Genomic DNA, 20787 nt, shown 5'->3' on the forward strand with positions numbered 1-20787 from the left:
TGAAATTAGCCTCTAGCGCTTATCCATCAAGCGCTGGAAGCTACAAAATTAATAGCGCACGGAAATCGTTTACGTTGGTGTGGGTAGGCCCCGTCACCACCAGATCCCCCAGGGGCTCAAAGAAGCCATAGGCGTCGTTGCGGTCCAGGTGGGCTGCGATGCGCAGGCCCGCCGCCTCGGCCCGCGCCAGCGTGTCGGGCGCCACGCGGGCACCCGCGTTGTCCTCCACGCCGTCGATGCCGTCGGTGTCTGCGGCCAGCGCCCACACACCCGGCTGCCCCTGCAGCGCCTGCGCCAGGCCCAGGCAGAACTCGCCCGCGCGGCCACCCCGCCCCCGGGGTGTGCCTGGCGGCTGTGGGCGTACCGTCACGGTCGTCTCGCCGCCCGACAGGATCACGCACGGCCTTGTGAAGGGCTGACCATGCCGCGCCACGGCCCGCGCCAGCGCGGCGTGCACCTTGCCCACCTCGCGCGATTCGCCTTCGATTTCGTCCGACAAGATGTGCGCCTGCACACCCGCCGCCCGCGCGGCCTCGGCCGCAGCTTCCAGCGACTGCTGGGGCGTGGCGGTCATGTGCACCACATGGCGGGCAAACACGGCGTCGCCGGGCTTCGGGGTTTCCGGCGTGCCCGCTTCGAGGGCTGAGCGCACTGCAGTGGGCACCTCGATGCGATAGCGGTCCAGGATCGCCAGCGCATCAGTGCAGGTGGTGGCGTCAGGCACCGTGGGGCCGCTGGCAATGACCGAGGGGTCGTCCCCCGGCACATCGCTGATGGTGAGCGTGACCACCCGCGCAGGCGCGCAGGCCGCCGCCAGCCGCCCGCCCTTGATGCGCGAGAGGTGCTTGCGCACACAGTTCATTTCGTCGATGGCAGCGCCGCTTTCGAGCAGCGCCTTGTTGATGCGCTGCTTGTCCTCCAGCGTGAGGCCGTCGCCCGGGAGCGTGAGCAGGGCGGAGCCCCCGCCCGAGATGAGGCACAGCACAAGGTCGTTTTCAGTCAGACCCTGCGTCAGCGCCAGGATGCGCTGCGCAGCAGCCAGGCCCGCCGCATCGGGCACGGGGTGGGCGGCCTCGACCACTTCGATGCGCTGCGCCAGGCCTAGCGGCCGGGGCGGTGTGTGGTGGTAGCGCGTGACCACCAGCCCCGACAAGGGTGCATCCGCAGGCCACAGTGCTTCGACGGCCTGCGCCATGGCGCCGCCCGCCTTGCCAGCACCCAGCACCAGCGTGCGGCCTCCGCTTTCGCGGCTGGGCGGCGGGGGCAAAAAGGCTGCGGTGTTGTGCAGCGGCAGCGCGCGGCGCACGGCAACACCGTAGAGATATTCGAGGAATTCGCTGCTCTGGCGAACGGGGTCCGGCACGGTGGGGGGGGTGGTCATGAATGGGCGTCTCCGCGAGCGATTGTGCGGGCACGGCCAGGGCATGACCGTGCGCAGAAGTCAAAACTACTTCAACCCAGCCCACGGCGGCATGACGCGGTGGCGACGCGGTTGCCACGCGCAGCGCGGGATAACCCCATGTTCTGGCCCGCAACTGTTGTCTACAGTTCTTGTATGCAAGATTGACCAACAGTATCGCCTTCCTATCCAAAGGGTTCACATGCTCCGCTTTCTCAACTCCTTGTTTGGCCGGGTGGTCCTGGCCTTGATTGCTGGCGTGGCCATCGGGCTGCTCTGGCCCGACACGGCCGTGCAGCTCAAGCCGCTGGGCGACGGTTTCATCAAGCTCATCAAGATGCTGATCCCGCTCATCGTCTTTTGTGTGGTGGTTCACGGCATCGCGGGCACGGGCGACCTGAAGCGTGTGGGCCGCGTGGGCATCAAGTCGCTGATCTACTTCGAGGTGGTCACCACCATCGCGCTGGTGCTGGGCCTGGCGCTCGCGTTCTGGTTTGAACCCGGTGTGGGCATGAATGTAGACCCGAAGGCGCTCGACCCCAAGGCGATGGGAGCCTATGCAGACAACGCCAGCAAGCTCACGGGTGGCGGCTTCAGCGACTTTTTGCTCAAGCTCATCCCCACCACCGCCGTGAGCGCCTTCGCCAATGGCGATGTGCTGCAGGTGCTGCTGTTCTCCATCGTCTTTGGCTGCGCGCTGGCGTTGATGGGCGAGCGCGGCGCGCGCGTCACCAGCCTCATCGAAGACCTGTCGCACGTGCTGTTCAAGACCATGGGCCTGATCATCAAGCTGGCGCCGCTGGGTGTGTTGGGTGCGATTGCGTTCACGGTGGGCAAGTACGGCATTGGCTCGCTCAAGCAGCTGGGCATGCTGGTGGTGCTGTTCTATGCGGCAGTGGCCATCTTCGTGGTGGTGGTGCTGGGCCTGATCATGCGGTTTTCGGGCTTCAGCCTGTTCAAGCTGCTGCGCTACCTGCGCGAGGAGCTGGCCGTGGTGTTCGCCACCACGTCGTCCGACAGCGTGCTGCCGCAGATCATGGCCAAGCTCAAGCACATGGGCATCCGCGACTCGACCGTGGGCCTGGTGATCCCCACGGGCTACTCGTTCAACCTGGACGCGTTCTCGATCTACATCACGCTGGCGGCCGTGTTCATCGCCCAGGCCACGAACACGCCCATCTCGATGGCCGACCTGCTGACCATCCTGGCGATCTCGCTGGTCACGTCCAAGGGCGCTCACGGTGTGCCGGGCTCGGCCATTGTGGTGCTGGCCGCCACGCTGCACGCAATCCCGGCCATCCCCGCCATCGGGCTGGTGCTGGTGCTGTCGGTGGACTGGTTCATGGGCATCGCCCGCGCCCTGGGCAACCTGATTGGCAACTGCGTGGCAACCGTGGCCATCGCGGCCTGGGAGGGCGACATCGACCGCGAGCGCGCACATGCCGTGCTGGACGGCCGCAGCACGCCGCCGCTGGCCCCCGAGGTCTCGCCAGAGATGGCGCCCCCGGTAGCGCCACAATCGGCCGCATGAGCATCAACCAGACCCAGATCGCCCAGCAGGTGGTGGAATCCATCCTTGCGCAAAAGCTCTCACCCGGCGAGCGCCTGGGCGAGCAGGAACTGGCCGACCTCTTCGGTGTGAGCCGTACCCTGGTGCGCGAGGCGCTCATGCAGCTGCAGGCCCGTGGTTTTGTCGAAGTGCGGCCACGCCGGGGCTGGTATGTGGTGGAGCCTACGGTGGAAGACGCACGCGATGCGTTCTCGGCCCGGCGCATCATCGAGTCGGGCATCCTGGCCGATGCGGGCCGCCCGCTGCAGAGCGTGACCCGCCGCCTGCGGGCGCACATCGCCGAAGAACAGCAGGCCATCGAAGGTGCAGATGCCGCCACACGCGCCTTTCTGCTCGCAGACTTCCACGTCTGCCTGGCCGAGGCGATGGGACACCGCAGCCTGAGCGACATCCTGCGCGACCTCACGGCGCGCACCACTTTGGCGGCCTCGCTGTACCAGTCGCAGCACGCGGCCAGCCAGTCGTGCGCCGAACACGCCGCCATCGTCGAAGCGCTGGAAGCAGGCAACACCACGCTGGCCCGCGAACGCATGCTGGCCCACATCGGGCATGTGGAAGGCGCCCTCAACCCCGGCCAGCCGCTGGTGCGGGACCGGCTGCGTGAATCCCTCGCACCGCTGACCAGCCAACGCACCAAGGCGGCATCGACAGCCCTGAGCTAGCCCAAGCCGGTCGCGCCCCGGCCACAAACCTTCCAATCGCCTGCATCCACGGCAGGCGGGTATTTTGCTGCGCCCCTCTAAGGGTTTACCGGGATAAGCGCGTCCGGTCATTTTGTATACGATTTTTGTATGGACACTTGTGCACCATCCGGCTCAGGTATCCCTTCCGTATTCATACCCCCAACCCCCGAAAGACTCGCATGAACCCGCCTGTACACCCCGTGGACGAACACCTACCTTTGGGGCGACTCACGGCGCTAGGCTTGCAGCATGTGCTGGTGATGTATGCGGGCGCTGTGGCGGTGCCGCTCATCGTGGGCCGCGCCCTCAACCTCACGCCCGATCAGGTTGCCAAGCTGATTTCGGCCGACCTGTTTGTATGCGGGCTGGTCACGCTGATCCAGGCGCTGGGCGCCTCGCGCTGGTTCGGCATTCAGCTGCCCGTGATGATGGGGGTGACCTTCGCATCGGTGGCGCCTATGGTCTCGATGGCGCAGACCACGGGCGGCACGGCCGGGGCCGGGCTTATCTTTGGCTCGGTGATTGGCGCGGGCGTGATTTCCATCCTGATCGCTCCGCTGGTCAGCCGCATGCTCCGGTTCTTCCCGCCGGTGGTCACGGGCACCATCATCGCGGTGATCGGCATCAGCCTGATGCGCGTGGGCATCAACTGGATCTTTGGCAACCCCGTGGGCCCCACGGCGCCCAGCGTGCCCAACCCCGAGCACCTCAAGTGGCTGGCCGATGCCCAAGCCGCTGCCGGAGCCCCTGGCTCTTCGCTGCCGCCGGTGCCCAAGGGCTTTGCGGTGGTGCCCACGGTGCCCAACCCCAAGTACGCGGACCTGACCGGTGTGGGCATCTCGGGCCTGGTGCTGCTGTCCATCCTGCTGATTGCCAAGTTTGCCAAGGGCTTCGTCGCCAACATCTCGGTGCTGCTGGGCATCGTGATCGGCGCAGTGGTGGCCGTGGGCATGGAACTGATGAACTTCGACAAGGTGGCCAAGGCACAGTGGTTTGACCTGGTGCTGCCGTTCGAGATTGCCAGCCCTGTCTTCGACCCCATCCTGATCCTGACCATGACCCTGGTGATGATCGTGGTCATGATCGAATCCACCGGCATGTTCCTGGCCCTGGGGGAGATGACCGACCGCAAGGTGGACCAGGCGGCCCTCACGCGCGGCCTGCGCACCGACGGCCTGGGCACGCTGCTGGGTGGCATCTTCAACACCTTTCCGTACACCAGCTTCTCGCAGAACGTGGGGCTGGTCGCCGTCACCGGCGTCAAGAGCCGCTTTGTGTGCGTGGCCGGCGGCGTGATCCTGATCGTGCTGGGCGTGCTGCCCAAGATGGCCGCGCTGGTCGAGTCGCTGCCCACCATGGTGCTGGGCGGCGCGGGCCTGGTGATGTTCGGCATGGTGGCGGCCACAGGCATCCGCATTCTGGGCGGGGTGGACTTCAAGACCAACCGCTTCAACGCCATGATCGTGGCCGTATCCATCGGCGTGGGCATGGTGCCGCTGATCGCGCCCAACTTCCGCCAGTGGATGCCGCATGCCATCCACCCGCTGATCGAATCCGGTATCCTCCTGGCCTCGATCACGGCGGTGGCCCTGAACGTTTTCTTCAATGGCGCCAGCCGCGACACCTCCGCCGCTGTCAACGCCGCACGCCAGGCCGACGCCCACTAGGCCTGACGCCTGCACGCTGCCGAAAACCTGACACCGCCCGCGTGGCTCCGCCCCCTGTCCGCCATGGCTGCCAGGGGGTTTTGGCTTCATGCTGCATACGCATAAACCTGCATGCCAGCCGCCCACGCCATCGGGTACCCTTGTTTTGCATTCCGCCGAGGACTTCCAGGATTTCCGTATGACACAGAACATTTCCGCCGCCGAACAGGCCCTGCGCGACGCTGCGCGCGAATACCACCGCAATCCCACCCGGGGCAAGATTTCGGTCACCCCCACCAAGCCGCTGTCCAACCAGCGCGACCTGTCGCTGGCCTACTCGCCAGGCGTGGCCTATCCGTGCCTGGACATCGCGGCCGACCCCTCCAAGGCGTTTGACTACACATCGCGCGGCAACCTGGTCGCGGTGATCACCAACGGCACGGCGGTGCTGGGCCTGGGCGACATCGGCCCACTGGCCAGCAAGCCGGTGATGGAAGGCAAGGGCTGCCTGTTCAAGAAGTTTGCCGGTGTCGATGTGTTCGACATCGAACTGGCCGAGCGCGACCCCGACAAGCTCATCGAGATCATTGCGGCGCTGGAGCCCACGCTGGGCGGCATCAACCTCGAAGACATCAAGGCGCCCGAGTGCTTCTACATCGAGCGCGAACTCAGCAAGCGCATGAACATCCCGGTGTTCCATGACGACCAGCACGGCACGGCCATCATCAGCAGCGCCGCGCTGCTCAACGGCCTGGAGCTGGTGGGCAAGCAGATCGGCGAGGTGAAGATTGCCGTTTCTGGCGCGGGCGCGGCCGCCATTGCCTGCCTGAACGTGATGGTGGGCCTGGGCGTGAAAATCGAGAACGTCTTCGTGTGCGACTCCAAGGGCGTGATCTACGAAGGCCGCCCCGGGGGCTACGATGAGTCGAAGGCGCGCTACGCGCAAAAGACCGATGCCCGCACGCTGGCCGATGCCGTCAACGGCGCCGACGTATTCCTGGGTTGTTCGGCACCGGGCGTGCTCACGGCCGAAATGGTCAAGACCATGGGCCCCAAGCCCATCATCCTGGCGCTGGCCAACCCCGAGCCCGAGATCCGCCCCGAACTGGCCAAGGCCGTGCGCCCCGACTGCATCATTGCCACGGGCCGCTCGGACTACCCCAACCAGGTCAACAACGTCCTGTGTTTCCCGTACATCTTCCGCGGCGCGCTGGACTGCGGCGCGACCAAGATCACCGAGGCGATGAAGCTGGCCTGCGTGCGCCAGATCGCCGACCTGGCCAAGGCCGACATCAGCGAAGAAGTGGCCAGCGCCTATGCGGGCAAAGAGCTGACCTTTGGCCCCGACTACCTCATCCCTACACCGTTCGACTCGCGCCTGATCCTCAAGATTGCTCCCGCCGTGGCCAAGGCCGCAGCCGAATCGGGCGTGGCCACGCGCCCCATCGAAGACATGGAGGCCTACAAGGAAACGCTGTCGCGCTTCGTCTACCAGACCGGCATGCTGATGCGCCCCGTGATCATGGCTGCCAAGGCCCTGCCCAACGCGCAAAAGCGCGTGGCCTACGCCGACGGTGAAGACGAACGCGCCCTGCGTGCCGCGCAGATGGCCATCGACGACAAGATCGCGCAACCCATCCTCATTGGCCGCCCCGCCGTGATTGCTGCGCGCATCGCCAAGGCCGGCCTGCGCATGCAGCTGGGCAAGGATGTGGAGGTGTGCAACCCCGAGGACGACCCACGCTTCCGACAGTACTGGGAGCACTACCACCAGCTCATGAAGCGCAATGGCGCATCGCCCGAAGTGGCCAAGGCCGCCGTGCGCCGCTCCAACACCATCATTGCCTCGCTGATGGTCAAGCTGGGCGATGCCGACGCGATGATCTGCGGCCTGGTGGGCACGTATGAAACGCACCTGGAACGCATCCACAGCATCATCGGCCGCCAGGAAGGTGCCCACAACTACGCTGCCCTGAACGCGCTGATGACCAACCGGGGCACGCTGTTCATTGCCGACACCTACGTGAACGAAGACCCCACGTCCCAGCAACTGGCCGACATCGCCTGGATGTCGGTGCAGGAGGTGCAGCGTTTTGGCATTCCGCCCAAGGTCGCCTTCCTGTCGCATTCGAGCTATGGTTCGTCCAAGCGCGCATCGGCCAAAAAGATGCGCGAGGCGCGCGACCTGTTCGTGGCCGCCCACCCCGAGATCGAGTGCGATGGCGAGCTGCACGGCGACGCCGCGCTGGAGCCGAACATCCGCAACGCCTACATGGCGGATTCGACCCTGACGGACTCGGCCAACCTGCTGATCTGCCCCAACCTGGATGCTGCCAACATCCTCTACAACGTGCTCAAGACGACCACCAGCGGTGGCGTCACGGTGGGCCCCATCCTGATGGGCGCCGCTGCCACGGCCTACATCCTGACCCCGGCCGCCACTGTGCGCCGCGTGCTCAACATGACGGCCCTGGCCGTGGCCAGCGCTGCTGCTCGGCCACGCTGAGCGCGTTGTGCCGTGCTGACCGTGCGCAGTCCATGATCAGGCCTGCCCACACACCGTTTCAACGGGGCCCACGGGCCCCGTTTTTCATGGGCAAGCCAACCCCTCACCCGGCGCATGCACCATTTCGGGAAACCCAGCATGCTGGCGTGCACCACTTCGGTGAACAATGGGGCACAGCAAAGCACCCGCGTACACAAACCGGGCATCGTTTTTGCTGACTGCAGGTGTATGGCCCCTGAATGGGGCCCATGCCTTCCCTCACCGCATTTCCCCTCGCCCGACAGGAGCCCCCGATGAAAAAGAGACTGTTCATGCAAACCGCTGCCGCCCTGGCCCTGATCGGCAGCACCTCGCTGGCCCAGGCGCAGGTCACCACGCCCATCAAGTTCCAGCTCGACTGGCGTTTTGAAGGCCCTGCCGCGCTGTTCCTGCAGCCCGTGGCCAAGGGTTACTTCAAGGCCGCAGGCCTGGATGTGGCCGTGGATGCTGGCAACGGCTCGGGTGGTGCAGTGCAGCGCGTGGCCTCGGGCACGTACGACATGGGCTTTGCCGACCTGGCCGCCGTGATGGAGTTCCACGCCAACAACCCCGACGCGCAGAACAAGCCCGTAGCGGTGATGATGGTCTACAACAACACGCCCGCATCGGTCATGGCGCTGAAAAAGAGCGGCATCACCAAGCCCGCCGACCTGGCCGGCAAGAAGCTGGGCGCCCCCGTGTTCGACGCAGGCCGCCGCGCGTTCCCCATCTTCCAGAAGGCCAACGGCATTGGCGCTGTGACCTGGACGGCCATGGACCCGCCCCTGCGCGAAACCATGCTGGTGCGCGGCGATGTGGACGCCATCACCGGCTTCACCTTCACCTCGCTCCTGAACCTGGAAGCCCGTGGCGCCAAGGCCGCCGACGTGGTGGTGCTGCCCTATGCCGATTTCGGCGTAAAGCTCTATGGCAACGTGATCATCGCGTCTCCAAAGCTCATCAAGGAGAACCCGGCCGCCATCAAGGCGTTCCTGTCGGCCTTCACAAAGGGTGCCAAGGAAGTGATCGCCAACCCCGCAGCCGCCATCGAGCATGTGAAGGCGCGCGACGGCATCGTGAACGTGCCGCTCGAAACCCGCCGCCTGCAACTGGCCATCGACACTGTCATCAACAGCCCCGACGCCCGCGCCGAAGGTTTTGGCCAAGCCAAGCCCGGCCGCCTGTCGCTGATGGCATCGCAGGTGTCGGACGCGTTCAACACCAAGACCCGCGTGAACGCCGACGATGTGTGGAACCCCAGCTTTCTGCCCCCTGCAGCCGAGCTGAACATCCTGCCGAAGAAGTGACACCCCCTGAGTCGCTTCGCGCCTTCCCCCTCTCTCGACTCGCTGCGCGAGTCGGGAGGGAGACGCCCCCGGTGCGGCGGGGCGGCCCTTGCACGGGGGCGCTGGCCTGGGCCGCGCCCAGCATCAACCTCGGTGCACAAACACTACTCACTACGGACCTCTGATGCAGGCTGCTGATTCCTACTTTGTGGACTTCCGCGATGTCTGGCTCGCCTACAACGACGAGCTGCGCGCCAAGAACCAGTTTGCGGTGGAGGCCATCGACCTGCAGGTACGCCAGGGCGAATTCATCGCCATCGTCGGCCCCTCGGGCTGCGGCAAGTCCACCTTCATGAAGCTGGCCACGGGGCTGAAGATGCCATCGATGGGCAAGATCCTCATCGACGGCCAGCCGGTGACGGGGCCGCTCAAGGTGTCGGGCATGGCGTTTCAGGCGCCCTCGCTGCTACCCTGGCGCACCACGGTGGACAACGTGTTGCTGCCGCTGGAGATCGTGGAGCCCTATCGCAGCAACTTCAAGCAAAAGCGCAAGGAGTACGAAGAACGCGCCCGCAAGCTGCTGCAGAAAGTGGGCCTCGCGGGCTACGAAGACAAGTTCCCCTGGCAGCTGTCGGGCGGCATGCAGCAACGCGCCAGCATCTGCCGCGCGCTGATCCACGAGCCCAAGATGCTGCTGCTGGACGAGCCGTTTGGCGCGCTCGACGCATTCACCCGCGAAGAGCTGTGGTGCATCCTGCGCGACCTGTGGACCGAGCAGCAGTTCAACGTGATCCTGGTCACGCACGACCTGCGCGAGTCGGTCTTTCTGGCCGACACGGTGTATGTGATGAGCAAGAGCCCCGGCCGGTTTGTGGTGCGCAAGGAGATCGAGCTGCCCCGCCCGCGCGACCTGGAGGTGACCTACACCAAGGAGTTCACCGACATCGTGCATGAACTGCGCGGCCACATCGGTGCCCTGCGAAAAGCAGGCGCGCCCATCCAGCAGTAACCCGAAGACCTTCCCACCATGCACAAGAAAACCGTAGAGCGCTGGTCCCCCTGGCTGCTGCTGACCGCCACCATTCTGCTGTGGCAAATCATCTGTTCGGCCTTCAGCGTCCCCGAATTTCTCTTCCCCAGTCCCTGGGTCATTGCCACGCAGCTGGTCGAGTTCAGCGGCGTGATCGCCGCACACGCTTGGCGCACCTACTGGGTCACGATGGCGGGCTTTGGCATTGCCATCGTGGTCGGCGTGCTGCTGGGTTTTGTGATCGGCAGTTCTCGCCTGGCCTATGCCGCCGTGTACCCGCTGATGACAGCCTTCAACGCACTGCCCAAGGCGGCCTTTGTGCCCATCCTGGTGGTGTGGTTCGGTATTGGCGTGGGGCCTGCCATCCTCACGGCGTTTCTCATCAGCTTCTTCCCCATCATGGTCAACATCGCCACCGGCCTGGCCACCCTGGAGCCCGAGCTGGAAGACGTGCTGCGCGTGCTGGGCGCCAAGCGCTGGGACGTGCTGACCAAGGTGGGCCTGCCGCGATCCATGCCGTACTTCTACGGCTCGCTCAAGGTCGCCATCACGCTCGCGTTTGTGGGCACCACGGTGTCGGAGATGACCGCCGCCAACGAAGGCATCGGCTACCTGCTCATCAGCGCGGGCTCGTCCATGCAGATGGGCCTGGCCTTTGCGGGCCTGATGGTGGTGGGTGCGATGGCCATGGTGATGTACGAGCTGTTCAGCTGGATCGAAAAGCGCACCACAGGGTGGGCACACCGGGGTTCGCAAGGCGAGTAGGTAGGGTACATCCCCCTGAGTCGCCTTCGGCGCCTTCCCCCTTCTCTCGAATCGCTGACGCGACTCGAGAGAAGGGGGACACCGCCAGCGCGGCGGGGCGGACCTTGCGCGGCGGTTCTCGACCAGGCCGCGCCGGTTTCGACGATTGCGCTCCTTGCCAGTGCAAAGGATGCGCCGGCACTCCCTCTTCAGAAGCAATGGGCCGTCTTTCCAGCGCTGCCAAAACGCCGCCGATATACTGCCCGCCCGTTGACCGCAGGACTCCCGGCATGCACCTGACCGCCCTTTTCCACCCCATCGCGGCGTTTGCAGCGCCCCCCGCCATCCGGATCGCCATCGTCACGGCGGCGACCCTCTGTCTGGCGGCATGCGGCAGCACGAGCACCAGCACCGCCCCCGCGCGCGCCGACGATTCCCCCAGCGCGCCGCTGGTGACATCTACCCCCGCCCCCATCCGCATCGGCATCGCCCTGGGCGGCGGCGCAGCCAAGGGTTTTGCGCACATCGGCGTGATCAAAATGCTGGAAGCCAACGGCTTCGCGCCCGCTGTGGTCTCTGGCACCAGCGCAGGCAGCGTGGTCGGTGCGCTGTATGCCAGCGGCATGAATGCGTTCGAAATGCAGGAAAAGGCTGTGGCGCTGGACGAAGCCAAGATCCGCGACCTGCAGCTCTCGCCTGGGGGCCTGGTGCTGGGCCAGAAACTCGAAGACTATGTGAACGAGCAGGTGCGCCGCAAGCCGCTGGAGCAGATGGCCAAACCGTTTGTGGTGGTGGCAACGCGCCTCGAAGATGGCGAGCGCACGGTGTTTGCACGCGGCAACACGGGGCAGGCGGTACGTGCATCGAGCAGCGTTCCCGGCGTGTTCCAGCCCGTCACCATCGGCAAATACCATTTTGTGGACGGCGGCATCGTGAGCCCGGTGCCGGTGGACGCCGCGCGCCAGCTGGGTGCGGACATCGTGATTGCGGTGGATATCTCCAACAAGGCCCGGGGTCAGACACCGGGCAACATGCTGGGCGCGCTCAACCAGTCGATTGCCATCATGGGCCAGAAGCTGGGCCAGGCCGAGCTGGCGCGGGCCGACGTGATCGTGCGCCCGCAGGTGCTGGACATCGGCGCCGCCGACTTCAGCCAGCGCGCCAACGCCATCGTGGAAGGCGAGAAGGCCGCGCTGGCCGTGATGCCGCAAATCCGCGAGCGTGTGGCCCAGCTCCAGGCCGAACGCAGCAAGGCGGCGGCGCAGGCCCAGCAGAAGGCGGCCGAGGCGCAGTACCAGGCCTGTCTGGACAACCGCAGCCGGCTGCAGAAGCTGGCGGGCCTCGCCAAACTGGACGACTCCTGCCCGGCGCCCAAGTAGCGCGGCAAACAAACGATTCCGGCGCAGTGCCCTTCGGGTAAAGTCACCTGCGCCCCGGCCTGCCCGCACATCCCGGCACCGACTTCACGCCCCACTGCCCGCCCCGCCCATGTCTTCGCCGTTCTCCGCCGTCAAACCCAGCGCCAAGCTCTCCGACCAGGTGGCCAGCGCGCTGGAGGCCGAGATCCGTGCGGGCCGCATCCAGGCGTCCGACAAGCTGCCCACCGAGGCGGTGCTGGCGCAGCAGTTTCAGGTCAGCCGCACGGTGGTGCGCGAGGCCATCTCGCGCCTCAAGTCGCTGGGGCTCGTGGACTCGCGGCAGGGTAGCGGCGTGTATGTGCTCGCGCCGGGCATCGAGCCGCTGCAGTTCGATGTGCCCCTTGCCGCATCGCGCGAGGCGGTGATGCAGATCGTGGAAGTGCGCCGTGCGCTGGAGGCCGAGGTGGCCGAGCTGGCAGCCCTGCGTCGCACCGATGAAGACATTGCCGCCATCCGCGCCGCCATGCAGCACATTGCCGACGCCGTGCGCGCAGGCCGCGACGGGGTAGAGGAAGACGTGCTGTTCCACCGCGCCATCGCCCAGGCGGCAGGCAACCCGTTCATGATCAGCACGCTGGACTATCTGGCGCAGTTTCTCAAGGGCGCCACCCGCGTGACCCGCGCCAACGAGGCGCGGCGCGCCGACTTTGCCGACGCCGTGACCCATGAGCACACGCAGATCGTGCTGGCCATCGAGGCAGGCGATGCACTAGCTGCCCGCGCTGCGGCGGCGCAGCACATGAAGAACGCACTGGCCCGCATCGAACAGGCCGACCTGGCCTTCTGGGCCCAGGACGGCGCGCGGCTGGCACAGCCGCTGGTGGCGGCATCCGGTCCACTGATCTTCTGACCTTGTTGGCCGCCCAGCGGCGCGGGGACCTTGAGGCGGGAAAAGGCCTCTCCGAATTGCTATTAAATCAATAGCTATTAGCGCTTAACAGATAAGCGCTAGATAGCAAAAAACCTTGTAAACACGAGCGTAGCGCCCGCCGCAGATGGCTACCGATACGGGTTAACCCGAAGCGGAATAGAACGCGGTAATTTGTATGATAACCATATAAACACATCAATCAAGGTGCCGACAGGAGCTGCAAATCGGCCGCTTGCACTGACCCGTTGCTCCGTCTGCCACCCTTCCATCCTGGAGATATCCCTCACATGTCCACCCTCGCACTTCTCGGAATCGGCGCCGGCAGCATTGCCCTGCTTCTGTTGCTCATCATCCGTTGGCAAGTCCACGCCTTCGTGGCCATGATGCTCGTGAGCTTTCTCGTCGCCTTCGCCACGGGCATGCCCATCGGCGACATCATCAGCACGCTGATTGCGGGCATGGGCGGCACGCTGGGTTCGGTCGCCATCCTGGTGGCGCTGGGTTCCATGCTGGGACGGATGATCGAGGTCTCGGGCGGCGCAGCCAGCCTGGCCAACCGCTTCACGCAGCTGCTGGGGCCCACGCGGGTGCCCACGGCCCTCACGGCCGCCGCGCTGGTGCTGGCCATCCCGGTGTTTTTTGATGTGGGCTTCATCATCCTGGTGCCCATCGTCTACGGCTTTTGCAAGGCGGCGGGGGTCAACCCCATCAAATTCGGCCTGCCCGTAGCGGGCATCATGCTGGCCGCACACGTGGTGGTGCCACCGCACCCCGGCATCGTGGGTGGGGCAGCCATCGTCAAGGGCGATATTGGCTGGATCACCATCATTGGCCTGGCCATCTGCATCCCGCTCGCAGCGCTGTCGCAGGTCGTGTCGGGCTGGCTCAACCGCAAGGGCTACCCCATGCTGCCAACCACGGCAGAGCAGTTTGCGGCCTTTGGCAGCAGCCAAGAAGGCGCGGACTCCAAGGCCCCCAAGGCTGCCGTTGCCCCCGGCGTGGGCACCATCATGGCGCTCATCCTGATCCCACTGGCCCTCATCATGGCTGGCACCACCGGCGCCACGCTGCTGCCCAAGGGCGACAGCCTGCGCAACGTGCTGGGCTTCATCGGCTCGCCCATCTTTGCGCTGATGGTGGCCGTGGGCCTGGCCATGTTTCTGCTGGGCCGCAACCAGGGCTGGAACCGTGAACGCACCAACGCCATCATGGAATCCGCCCTGCCCCCTGCCGCCACCGTGATCCTGGTGACGGGCGCAGGCGGCGTGTTTGCCAAGGTGCTCACCGCCAGCGGCATTGGCACGGCGCTGTCGCAAAGCCTCACCGCTACTCATCTGCCGCTCATCCTGCTGGCGTTCATCATCTCTCTGGCCCTGCGCGCCGCCCAGGGCTCGGCCACCGTGGCCATCATCACCACCTGCGGCCTGCTGGCCGATGCGATGGCGGGTGGCGGGTATTCCCCCTTGCAAGTGGCGCTGCTCACGGTTGCCATCGGCTTTGGCAGCCTGGGCCTGTCACACGTCAACGATTCGGGCTTCTGGATCGTGACCCGCTACCTGGGCCTGAGCGTGGGCGATGGCCTGCGCACCTGGACCGTGCTGACCACCGTGCTGGGCCTGGCGGGTTTTGCCCTCACGGCTTTGCTTTGGGTGCTGGTCGCCTGAGTGCCCTCGTATTGAATTTCTTTGAAGGACTGACAACATGACAAAACCCACCGTCGGCATCATCGGCCTGGGCGCCATGGGCGCTGGCATTGCCAAGACCCTGCGCAACAACGGTTTCACCATCCACGTGTGTGACGTGCGCCCCGGCGTGGCAGATGCCTTTGTGGCGGACGGTGGCACCGCCCACGCCACCACCGCGTCGCTGGCGGCGGTGAGTGATGTGGTGGTGTCGGTGGTGGTCAACGCGGCGCAGACCGAGAGCGTGCTGTTCGGCGACGATGGACAAGGCGGCGCAGCAGCGGCCATGCGCCCCGGCAGCACCTTTGTGATGTGCTCCACCGTGGACCCCAACTGGTCCGTGGCGCTGGAAGCGCGCCTGAACGCGCTGGGCCTGCACTATGTGGACGCGCCCATCTCCGGTGGCGCCGCCAAGGCCGCATCGGGCCAGATGACCATGATGACCTCGGCCAAGCCCGAGGCCTATGCCGCAGCGGGCGCCGTGCTCGACGGCATGGCCGGCAAGGTGTACCGCCTGGGCGACAAGGCGGGTGCGGGCAGCAAGGTCAAGATCATCAACCAGCTGCTGGCCGGTGTGCACATTGCCGTGGCCGCCGAAGCCATGGCCCTGGGCCTGCGCGAAGGCGTGGAAGCAAGCGCCTTGTATGAAGTGATCACGAACAGCGCGGGCAACAGCTGGATGTTTGAAAACCGCATGGCCCATGTGCTGGCGGGCGACTACACGCCGCTGTCGGCCGTCGATATTTTTGTGAAGGACCTGGGGCTGGTGCTGGACACCGCACGCGCCAGCAAATTCCCCCTGCCACTGGCGGCCACCGCGCACCAGATGTTCATGCAGGCATCCACGGCAGGCTTTGCCAAGGAAGACGACAGCGCCGTGATCAAGATCTTCCCTGGCATCACGTTGCCCGAAGGAAAGGAGAAGGCATGACACGCGCGTTGCTGGGCTGCATTGCCGACGACTTCACGGGCGCGACCGACCTGGCCAACAACCTCGTGCGCGCAGGCATGCGCGTGGTGCAGGCCATGGGCGTGCCCACCGCACCGCTCGACGCCGAGGCAGACGCCATTGTGGTCGCGCTCAAGTCGCGCACCATTCCCAAAGACGAGGCCATCGCCCAGTCCCTGGCCGCGCTGCAATGGCTGAAAGCGCAAGGCGCCGAGCAGATCTACTTCAAATACTGCTCCACCTTTGACAGCACGGCCGAAGGCAACATCGGCCCCGTGACCGATGCGCTGATGCAGGCCCTGGGCACCGACTTCACCATCGCCACGCCCGCCTTCCCCGACAACAAGCGCACCGTGTTCAAGGGTTACCTATTTGTGGGCGATGTGCTGCTGAACGAGAGCGGCATGCAAAACCACCCGCTCACGCCCATGACCGACCCCAACCTGGTGCGCGTGCTGCAAGCGCAGACGGCCAGCCGCGTGGGCCTGATCGACCACGGTGTGGTCGCACAGGGCGAGGCTGCCATCCGCGCGCGCATCGACCAACTCAAGGCCGAGGGTGTGCGCATGGCCGTGGTCGATGCGGTGTCCAACGCCGACCTGCTGCGCCTGGGCCCTGCGCTCAAGGGCATGCCGCTGGTGACGGCCGGCTCGGGCGTGGCCATTGGCCTGCCGGGCAACTTTGGCGTGGCTCCCAGCAACGAGGCCGCCCGCCTGCCCGCAGCGCAAGGGCTGCAGGCCATCGTTTCGGGCAGCTGCTCGGTGGCGACCAACCAGCAGGTGATGGATTTCATCAAGGCAGGCAAGCCAGCCCTGGCCATCGACCCGCTGCGCATCGCCGCAGGCGTGGACGTGGCCGCCGAAGCGCTGGCATGGGCGGAAGGCCACATGGGCCAGGGGCCGGTGCTGGTGTATTCCACCGCCGAGCCCTCGGCCGTGCGCGCCATTCAGGGCAAGCTGGGTTCCGAGAAAGCCGGTGCCATGGTGGAAGACACCATTGCCGCCATTGCACGCGGCCTGGTGCAGCGCGGTGTGCGCCAACTCATCGTGGCAGGTGGTGAAACCTCCGGTGCCTGCGTGCAGGCCCTGGGCATCACGCAAATGCGCATTGGCGCGCAGATCGACCCCGGCGTGCCGTGGTGCCATGCCGTGGCCCCCGACGCCAAGGACGGTCTGCACATCACGCTGAAGTCGGGCAATTTCGGCAGCACCGACTTTTTTACCAAGGCTTTTGCACAATTGTTGGCATGACCTCTACCCCCGCCTTCATGGATGAGCCACAAGCCCGCGATGAGATCTGCCGCGTGGGCCGCAGCCTGTTTGAGCGGGGCTATGTGCATGCCACCGCAGGCAACATCAGCGTGCGCCTGGCCGACGGCTACCTCATCACCCCCACCGATGCCTGCCTGGGCACGCTGCAGCCCGAGCGGCTGGCGCGTCTGGACGCCCAAGGCCAGCAGGTGGCGGGCGACCGGGCCAGCAAGACCATTGCGCTGCACCGGCAGATTTACGAGGCCTCGGCTTCGACTGCGGCCCCGGCGCGCTGCGTGATCCACACCCACAGCACGCACCTGGTGGCCTGCTCGCTGCAAGCCGACACGTCTGCAGACGGCCGGTTGGCGCCCGACGCGCAATTGCTGCCTCCCGTCACGCCCTACTTCGTCATGAAGGTGGGCCGCGTGCCGCACATTCCCTACCACCGCCCCGGTGATGCTGCAGCGGCAGCGCAGGTGGCGCAGACCATCACCCGCTATGCCGCACAGGGCAGCCCCGTGCGTGCCGTGATGCTGGCGCGCCTCGGGCCCAATGTGTGGCACGACACGCCTGCCGCCGCCATGGCCGTGCTGGAAGAGCTGGAAGAAACCGCACGCTTATGGATGCTGTGCCAGCCCCGCCCCACGCCGCTGACCGAGCCCCAGATTGAAGAGCTGCGCCAGAGCTTTGGTGCCCACTGGTAACGGGCGGGCTGCGCCCATGGCGCGGGGACGAAAGAACACACACAAGGAGACAAACCATGACCCTTTCTTTCTGGCGCAAAGCCTTTGCCCCCGTGCTGCTGGGCGTGCTGGCCACAGGCGGCGCATCGGCTGCGGATTACCCTGCCCCCAAGCACGGCGAGTGGGTCGTCAAGGATTTCCGCTTCCACACCGGCCAGACCCTGCCCGAACTCAAGCTGGCCTACTCCACCGTGGGCGAGCCCACCGGAGAGCCGGTGCTGGTGCTGCATGGCACCAATGGCTCGGCAGAGAGCATGCTCACGCCCGGCTTTGCAGGCACGCTGTTTGGCCCCGGCCAGCCGCTGGATGCGCGCAAGTACTTCATCATCCTGCCGGACGCCATCGGCACCGGCCGCTCCAGCAAGCCGTCAGACGGCCTGCGTGCCGCCTTTCCGGCCTACAACTATGACGACATGGTGCAGGCCCAATACCGCCTTCTGACCGAGCACCTGGGCGTGCGCCATGTGCGCGCCATCATTGGCAACTCCATGGGCGGCATGCACACCTGGGTGTGGGCCCAGCGCCGCCCCGACTTCATGGACATTGCCGTGCCCATGGCCTCGCTGCCCGCTGCCATGTCAGGCCGCAACTGGATGATGCGCCGCCTGCTGGTGGATGCCATCCGCAACGACCCCGAATGGCAGGGTGGCAATTACACACGCCAGCCCCGCAGCCTGCAGTTTGCGTCGGTGTTCTTTGGCACCGGCACCAACGGGGGCAACCAGGGCCTGCAAAAACTGGCCCCCAACCGCGCTGCGGCCGATGCCCTGGTGGAGCAACGGCTCAAAGCCCCTTTCCGCGGCGATGCCAACGACCACATCTACCAGTGGGAAGCCTCGCGCGACTACGACCCCGAGCCCGGGCTGGAACGCATTACTGCGCGCGTGCTGGCCATCAACTCGGCAGACGACGAGCGCAACCCGCCCGAGCTGGGCGTGCTGGACAAAGCCATCGCCCGCATCCCGCACGCACAGGCCTACGTGATCCCTGCCAGCGCCGACACCCTCGGCCACAGCACGGTGGGCCTGGCGCGCTTTTACCAAGACCGGCTGGCACAGGTGCTCACCAGCGCACCGCGCCGCTGATCGCTTTTTTCTCAGGAACATTTCATGCCCCGCTTTGCCGCCAATCTGTCCATGCTCTACAACGACGTGGACTTTCTCGACCGTTTTGCCGCCGCTGCCCGCGATGGCTTCAAGGCGGTGGAATACCTCTTCCCTTACGCCTACCCGGCGCAAGAACTGGCCGCGCGCCTGCAGGCCAACGGCCTGCAGCAGGTGCTGTTCAACGCCCCGCCCGGCAACTGGGATGCGGGCGAGCGCGGGCTGGCCTGCCTGCCCGGGCGTGAGGCCGAATTCCGCGAGGGCATTGCCAAAGCCATCGGCTATGCCCATGCCCTGCAATGCCCCCGCATCCACGTGATGGCCGGGCTGGTGCCCCAAGGGACCGATGCGGCTGCCGTGCGCGCCACCTACATCGCCAACGTGCGCTACGCGGCTGAGCAAGCCGCGCCGCACGGCATCCAGATCCTGCTGGAGCCCATCAACGGCCGCGACATGCCCGGCTTCTTCCTGAGCCGCCAGGACCAGGCCCACACGCTGATCGCCGAGATCGGCGCCGCCAACGTCAAGGTGCAGATGGACCTGTACCACTGCCAGATCGTGGAAGGCGACCTGGCCATGAAGGTGCTCCAATACCTGCCCACCGGCAACGTCGGCCACTTCCAGATTGCCGGTGTGCCCGAGCGCCACGAGCCCGATGTGGGCGAGCTGAACTACACCTATTTGTTCAAGCTGCTGGACAGCCTAGGCTACGACGGCTGGATTGGCTGCGAGTACCGCCCGGCGCGCGGCGCGGCGCCCCATGCCACATCCGACGGGCTAGGCTGGCTCCAGCCCTGGCTGTAAGCCGCACGGCTACCGGCAGCCTACGCGCCATCAATACGCCTTGAAGTTCGCCGCCACCCGCTGGTTCAGGTAGTCGCCCGCGGCAATCGCCGGGTACTTCTTGCCGGGCCCCGCGATGATGGCGTCGCGGTTGGCCTGGGCAAAGAAGGCAATGCTGTAGCGCGGGCCCATGTACTCGCCCGGCAGCGGGTTCTTCACACGGTGGAAGTTGCTGGGCAGTTGGTCGTCGCTCCAGCGCATCAGCATGTCGCCGATATTGCAGGTGATGGCCTGCTCGTCGGGCTCCACCGAGGTCCAGGCCTGGGTGTCCATTTCCTTGCCCGGGCATACCTGCAGGCCGCCCTGGCCCTGGCGCTGAAAGAGCAGGGTCAGGCAATCAAAGTCGGTATGCGCCCCGGCGCGCCACAGGCCCAGGCTGGCTTGTTGCTCGGGCAGGGTCGCAAAGTAGTGCAGCAGGCGCAAGGTGCTTTGGTAGCTGGCCTGTGCAGGGTCGTGCGCGCGGGCAAAGAAGGCCTCGTCAAACCCCAGCTTCCACGCAAAACACGACAGCACCTGCATGGCCACCTGCCAGCACTGGCCCTCAAAGTTCAGCATGGTGGATTGAAAGCCCGCCAGCTCCTCGTCAGTGGGCCAGAGGCCCGCCATGTGCGGGCGGGTGATCTGGTACGACTCCTTCTGGTCCGGTGTGCCGGTGGAGGGGCGCACCTGCGCGCGACTCTCCCAGCCCACGTTGAGCGCCTTCTTGAGCGGGTACTGCGCCTTCACGGCATCCGGCAGCGCAAAGAAGCGCTCGGTCATCGCGAAGGCGTTGTGCACCTCGACCAGGTCAATGCCGTGATTCACGATCTGGAAAAAGCCGACATCGACTGCGGCGTCCCACAGCTGGTTGGCAATCTCGGTCTTGCGCTGAGCAAAGTGGCTGAGGTCGATGCGGCGGATCTCGCGGCTCGCGGTTTCCGAGCCCATCGCGCCCATGCGCGTTTCTTTTTGCAGCTCGGCGAGGTCGTAGGTGGCGGTGGTGGTGGTCATGCAGTTCTCCTGAAGACAAGTGGAAGGAAGAAAGGCCCTCCCGCTGGGTGCTT

General features: G+C 65.9%; 17 protein-coding genes. 15 read left to right on the top strand and 2 right to left on the bottom strand.

The window, feature by feature from the left end:
* Positions 1–40: 40 nt before the first annotated feature.
* The gene (locus ACT89O_RS19005; protein WP_487260865.1) at positions 41–1381 is read right to left on the bottom strand and encodes a glycerate kinase type-2 family protein; all 1341 of its coding nucleotides are present in this window, start codon (positions 1379–1381) and stop codon (positions 41–43) included.
* A gap of 220 nt (positions 1382–1601) precedes the next feature.
* Here ACT89O_RS19005 and ACT89O_RS19010 point away from each other — a divergent pair, with 220 nt between their 5' ends.
* The 15 genes from ACT89O_RS19010 to otnI all read left to right on the top strand — a co-directional run bounded on the left by ACT89O_RS19010 (position 1602) and on the right by otnI (position 19705).
* Complete coding sequence (locus ACT89O_RS19010) at positions 1602–2930, top strand: C4-dicarboxylate transporter DctA (RefSeq protein ID WP_055394897.1); 1329 nt, start codon at positions 1602–1604, stop codon at positions 2928–2930.
* Complete coding sequence (locus tag ACT89O_RS19015) at positions 2927–3631, top strand: GntR family transcriptional regulator (RefSeq protein WP_055394866.1); 705 nt, start codon at positions 2927–2929, stop codon at positions 3629–3631. Before ACT89O_RS19010 ends, ACT89O_RS19015 begins: the two co-directional genes overlap by 4 nt.
* Before the next feature lie 200 nt (positions 3632–3831).
* A complete protein-coding gene (locus ACT89O_RS19020) occupies positions 3832–5319 on the top strand; it encodes a nucleobase:cation symporter-2 family protein (protein WP_487260866.1) in 1488 nt (495 codons plus the stop codon).
* A gap of 178 nt (positions 5320–5497) precedes the next feature.
* Complete coding sequence (locus ACT89O_RS19025; RefSeq protein ID WP_487260867.1) at positions 5498–7804, top strand: NADP-dependent malic enzyme; 2307 nt, start codon at positions 5498–5500, stop codon at positions 7802–7804.
* 293 nt (positions 7805–8097) lie between these two features.
* On the top strand, positions 8098–9129 hold the full coding sequence (locus ACT89O_RS19030; RefSeq protein WP_487260868.1) for an ABC transporter substrate-binding protein: 1032 nt from the start codon (positions 8098–8100) through the stop codon (positions 9127–9129).
* Between the two features lie 163 nt (positions 9130–9292).
* A complete protein-coding gene (locus ACT89O_RS19035) occupies positions 9293–10117 on the top strand; it encodes an ABC transporter ATP-binding protein (protein WP_121943596.1) in 825 nt (274 codons plus the stop codon).
* A gap of 18 nt (positions 10118–10135) precedes the next feature.
* A complete protein-coding gene (locus tag ACT89O_RS19040; RefSeq protein ID WP_055394856.1) occupies positions 10136–10903 on the top strand; it encodes an ABC transporter permease in 768 nt (255 codons plus the stop codon).
* 269 nt (positions 10904–11172) lie between these two features.
* Positions 11173–12261 carry a patatin-like phospholipase family protein gene (locus ACT89O_RS19045; RefSeq protein WP_487260869.1) on the top strand — a complete coding sequence of 363 codons (1089 nt, stop codon included), beginning with the start codon at positions 11173–11175 and terminating at the stop codon, positions 12259–12261.
* A 109-nt stretch (positions 12262–12370) separates the two neighbouring features.
* Positions 12371–13150 (top strand): FadR/GntR family transcriptional regulator, encoded by a 780-nt coding sequence (locus tag ACT89O_RS19050; RefSeq protein ID WP_487256324.1) that lies wholly within the window; start codon positions 12371–12373, stop codon positions 13148–13150.
* 308 nt (positions 13151–13458) lie between these two features.
* The gene (locus ACT89O_RS19055) at positions 13459–14835 is read left to right on the top strand and encodes a GntP family transporter (protein ID WP_218300438.1); all 1377 of its coding nucleotides are present in this window, start codon (positions 13459–13461) and stop codon (positions 14833–14835) included.
* Positions 14836–14872: 37 nt separating this feature from the next.
* Complete coding sequence (gene ltnD, locus ACT89O_RS19060) at positions 14873–15784, top strand: L-threonate dehydrogenase (RefSeq protein WP_487260870.1); 912 nt, start codon at positions 14873–14875, stop codon at positions 15782–15784.
* A complete protein-coding gene (gene otnK / locus ACT89O_RS19065) occupies positions 15781–17052 on the top strand; it encodes a 3-oxo-tetronate kinase (RefSeq protein ID WP_055394848.1) in 1272 nt (423 codons plus the stop codon). Before ltnD ends, otnK begins: the two co-directional genes overlap by 4 nt.
* Before the next feature lie 17 nt (positions 17053–17069).
* Complete coding sequence (locus ACT89O_RS19070; protein ID WP_487262885.1) at positions 17070–17759, top strand: class II aldolase/adducin family protein; 690 nt, start codon at positions 17070–17072, stop codon at positions 17757–17759.
* A gap of 56 nt (positions 17760–17815) precedes the next feature.
* Positions 17816–18883, top strand: coding sequence for an alpha/beta fold hydrolase (locus ACT89O_RS19075; RefSeq protein WP_487260871.1), 1068 nt, complete (start codon positions 17816–17818; stop codon positions 18881–18883).
* Positions 18884–18907: 24 nt separating this feature from the next.
* Positions 18908–19705 carry a 2-oxo-tetronate isomerase gene (gene otnI / locus ACT89O_RS19080; RefSeq protein WP_487260872.1) on the top strand — a complete coding sequence of 266 codons (798 nt, stop codon included), beginning with the start codon at positions 18908–18910 and terminating at the stop codon, positions 19703–19705.
* A gap of 30 nt (positions 19706–19735) precedes the next feature.
* Here otnI and ACT89O_RS19085 read toward each other — a convergent pair whose 3' ends face one another.
* A complete protein-coding gene (locus tag ACT89O_RS19085; protein ID WP_487260873.1) occupies positions 19736–20734 on the bottom strand; it encodes an isopenicillin N synthase family dioxygenase in 999 nt (332 codons plus the stop codon).
* Between the last annotated feature and the right edge of the window lie 53 nt (positions 20735–20787).

The sequence above is a fragment of the Acidovorax sp. NN32 genome (genome assembly GCF_057597245.1).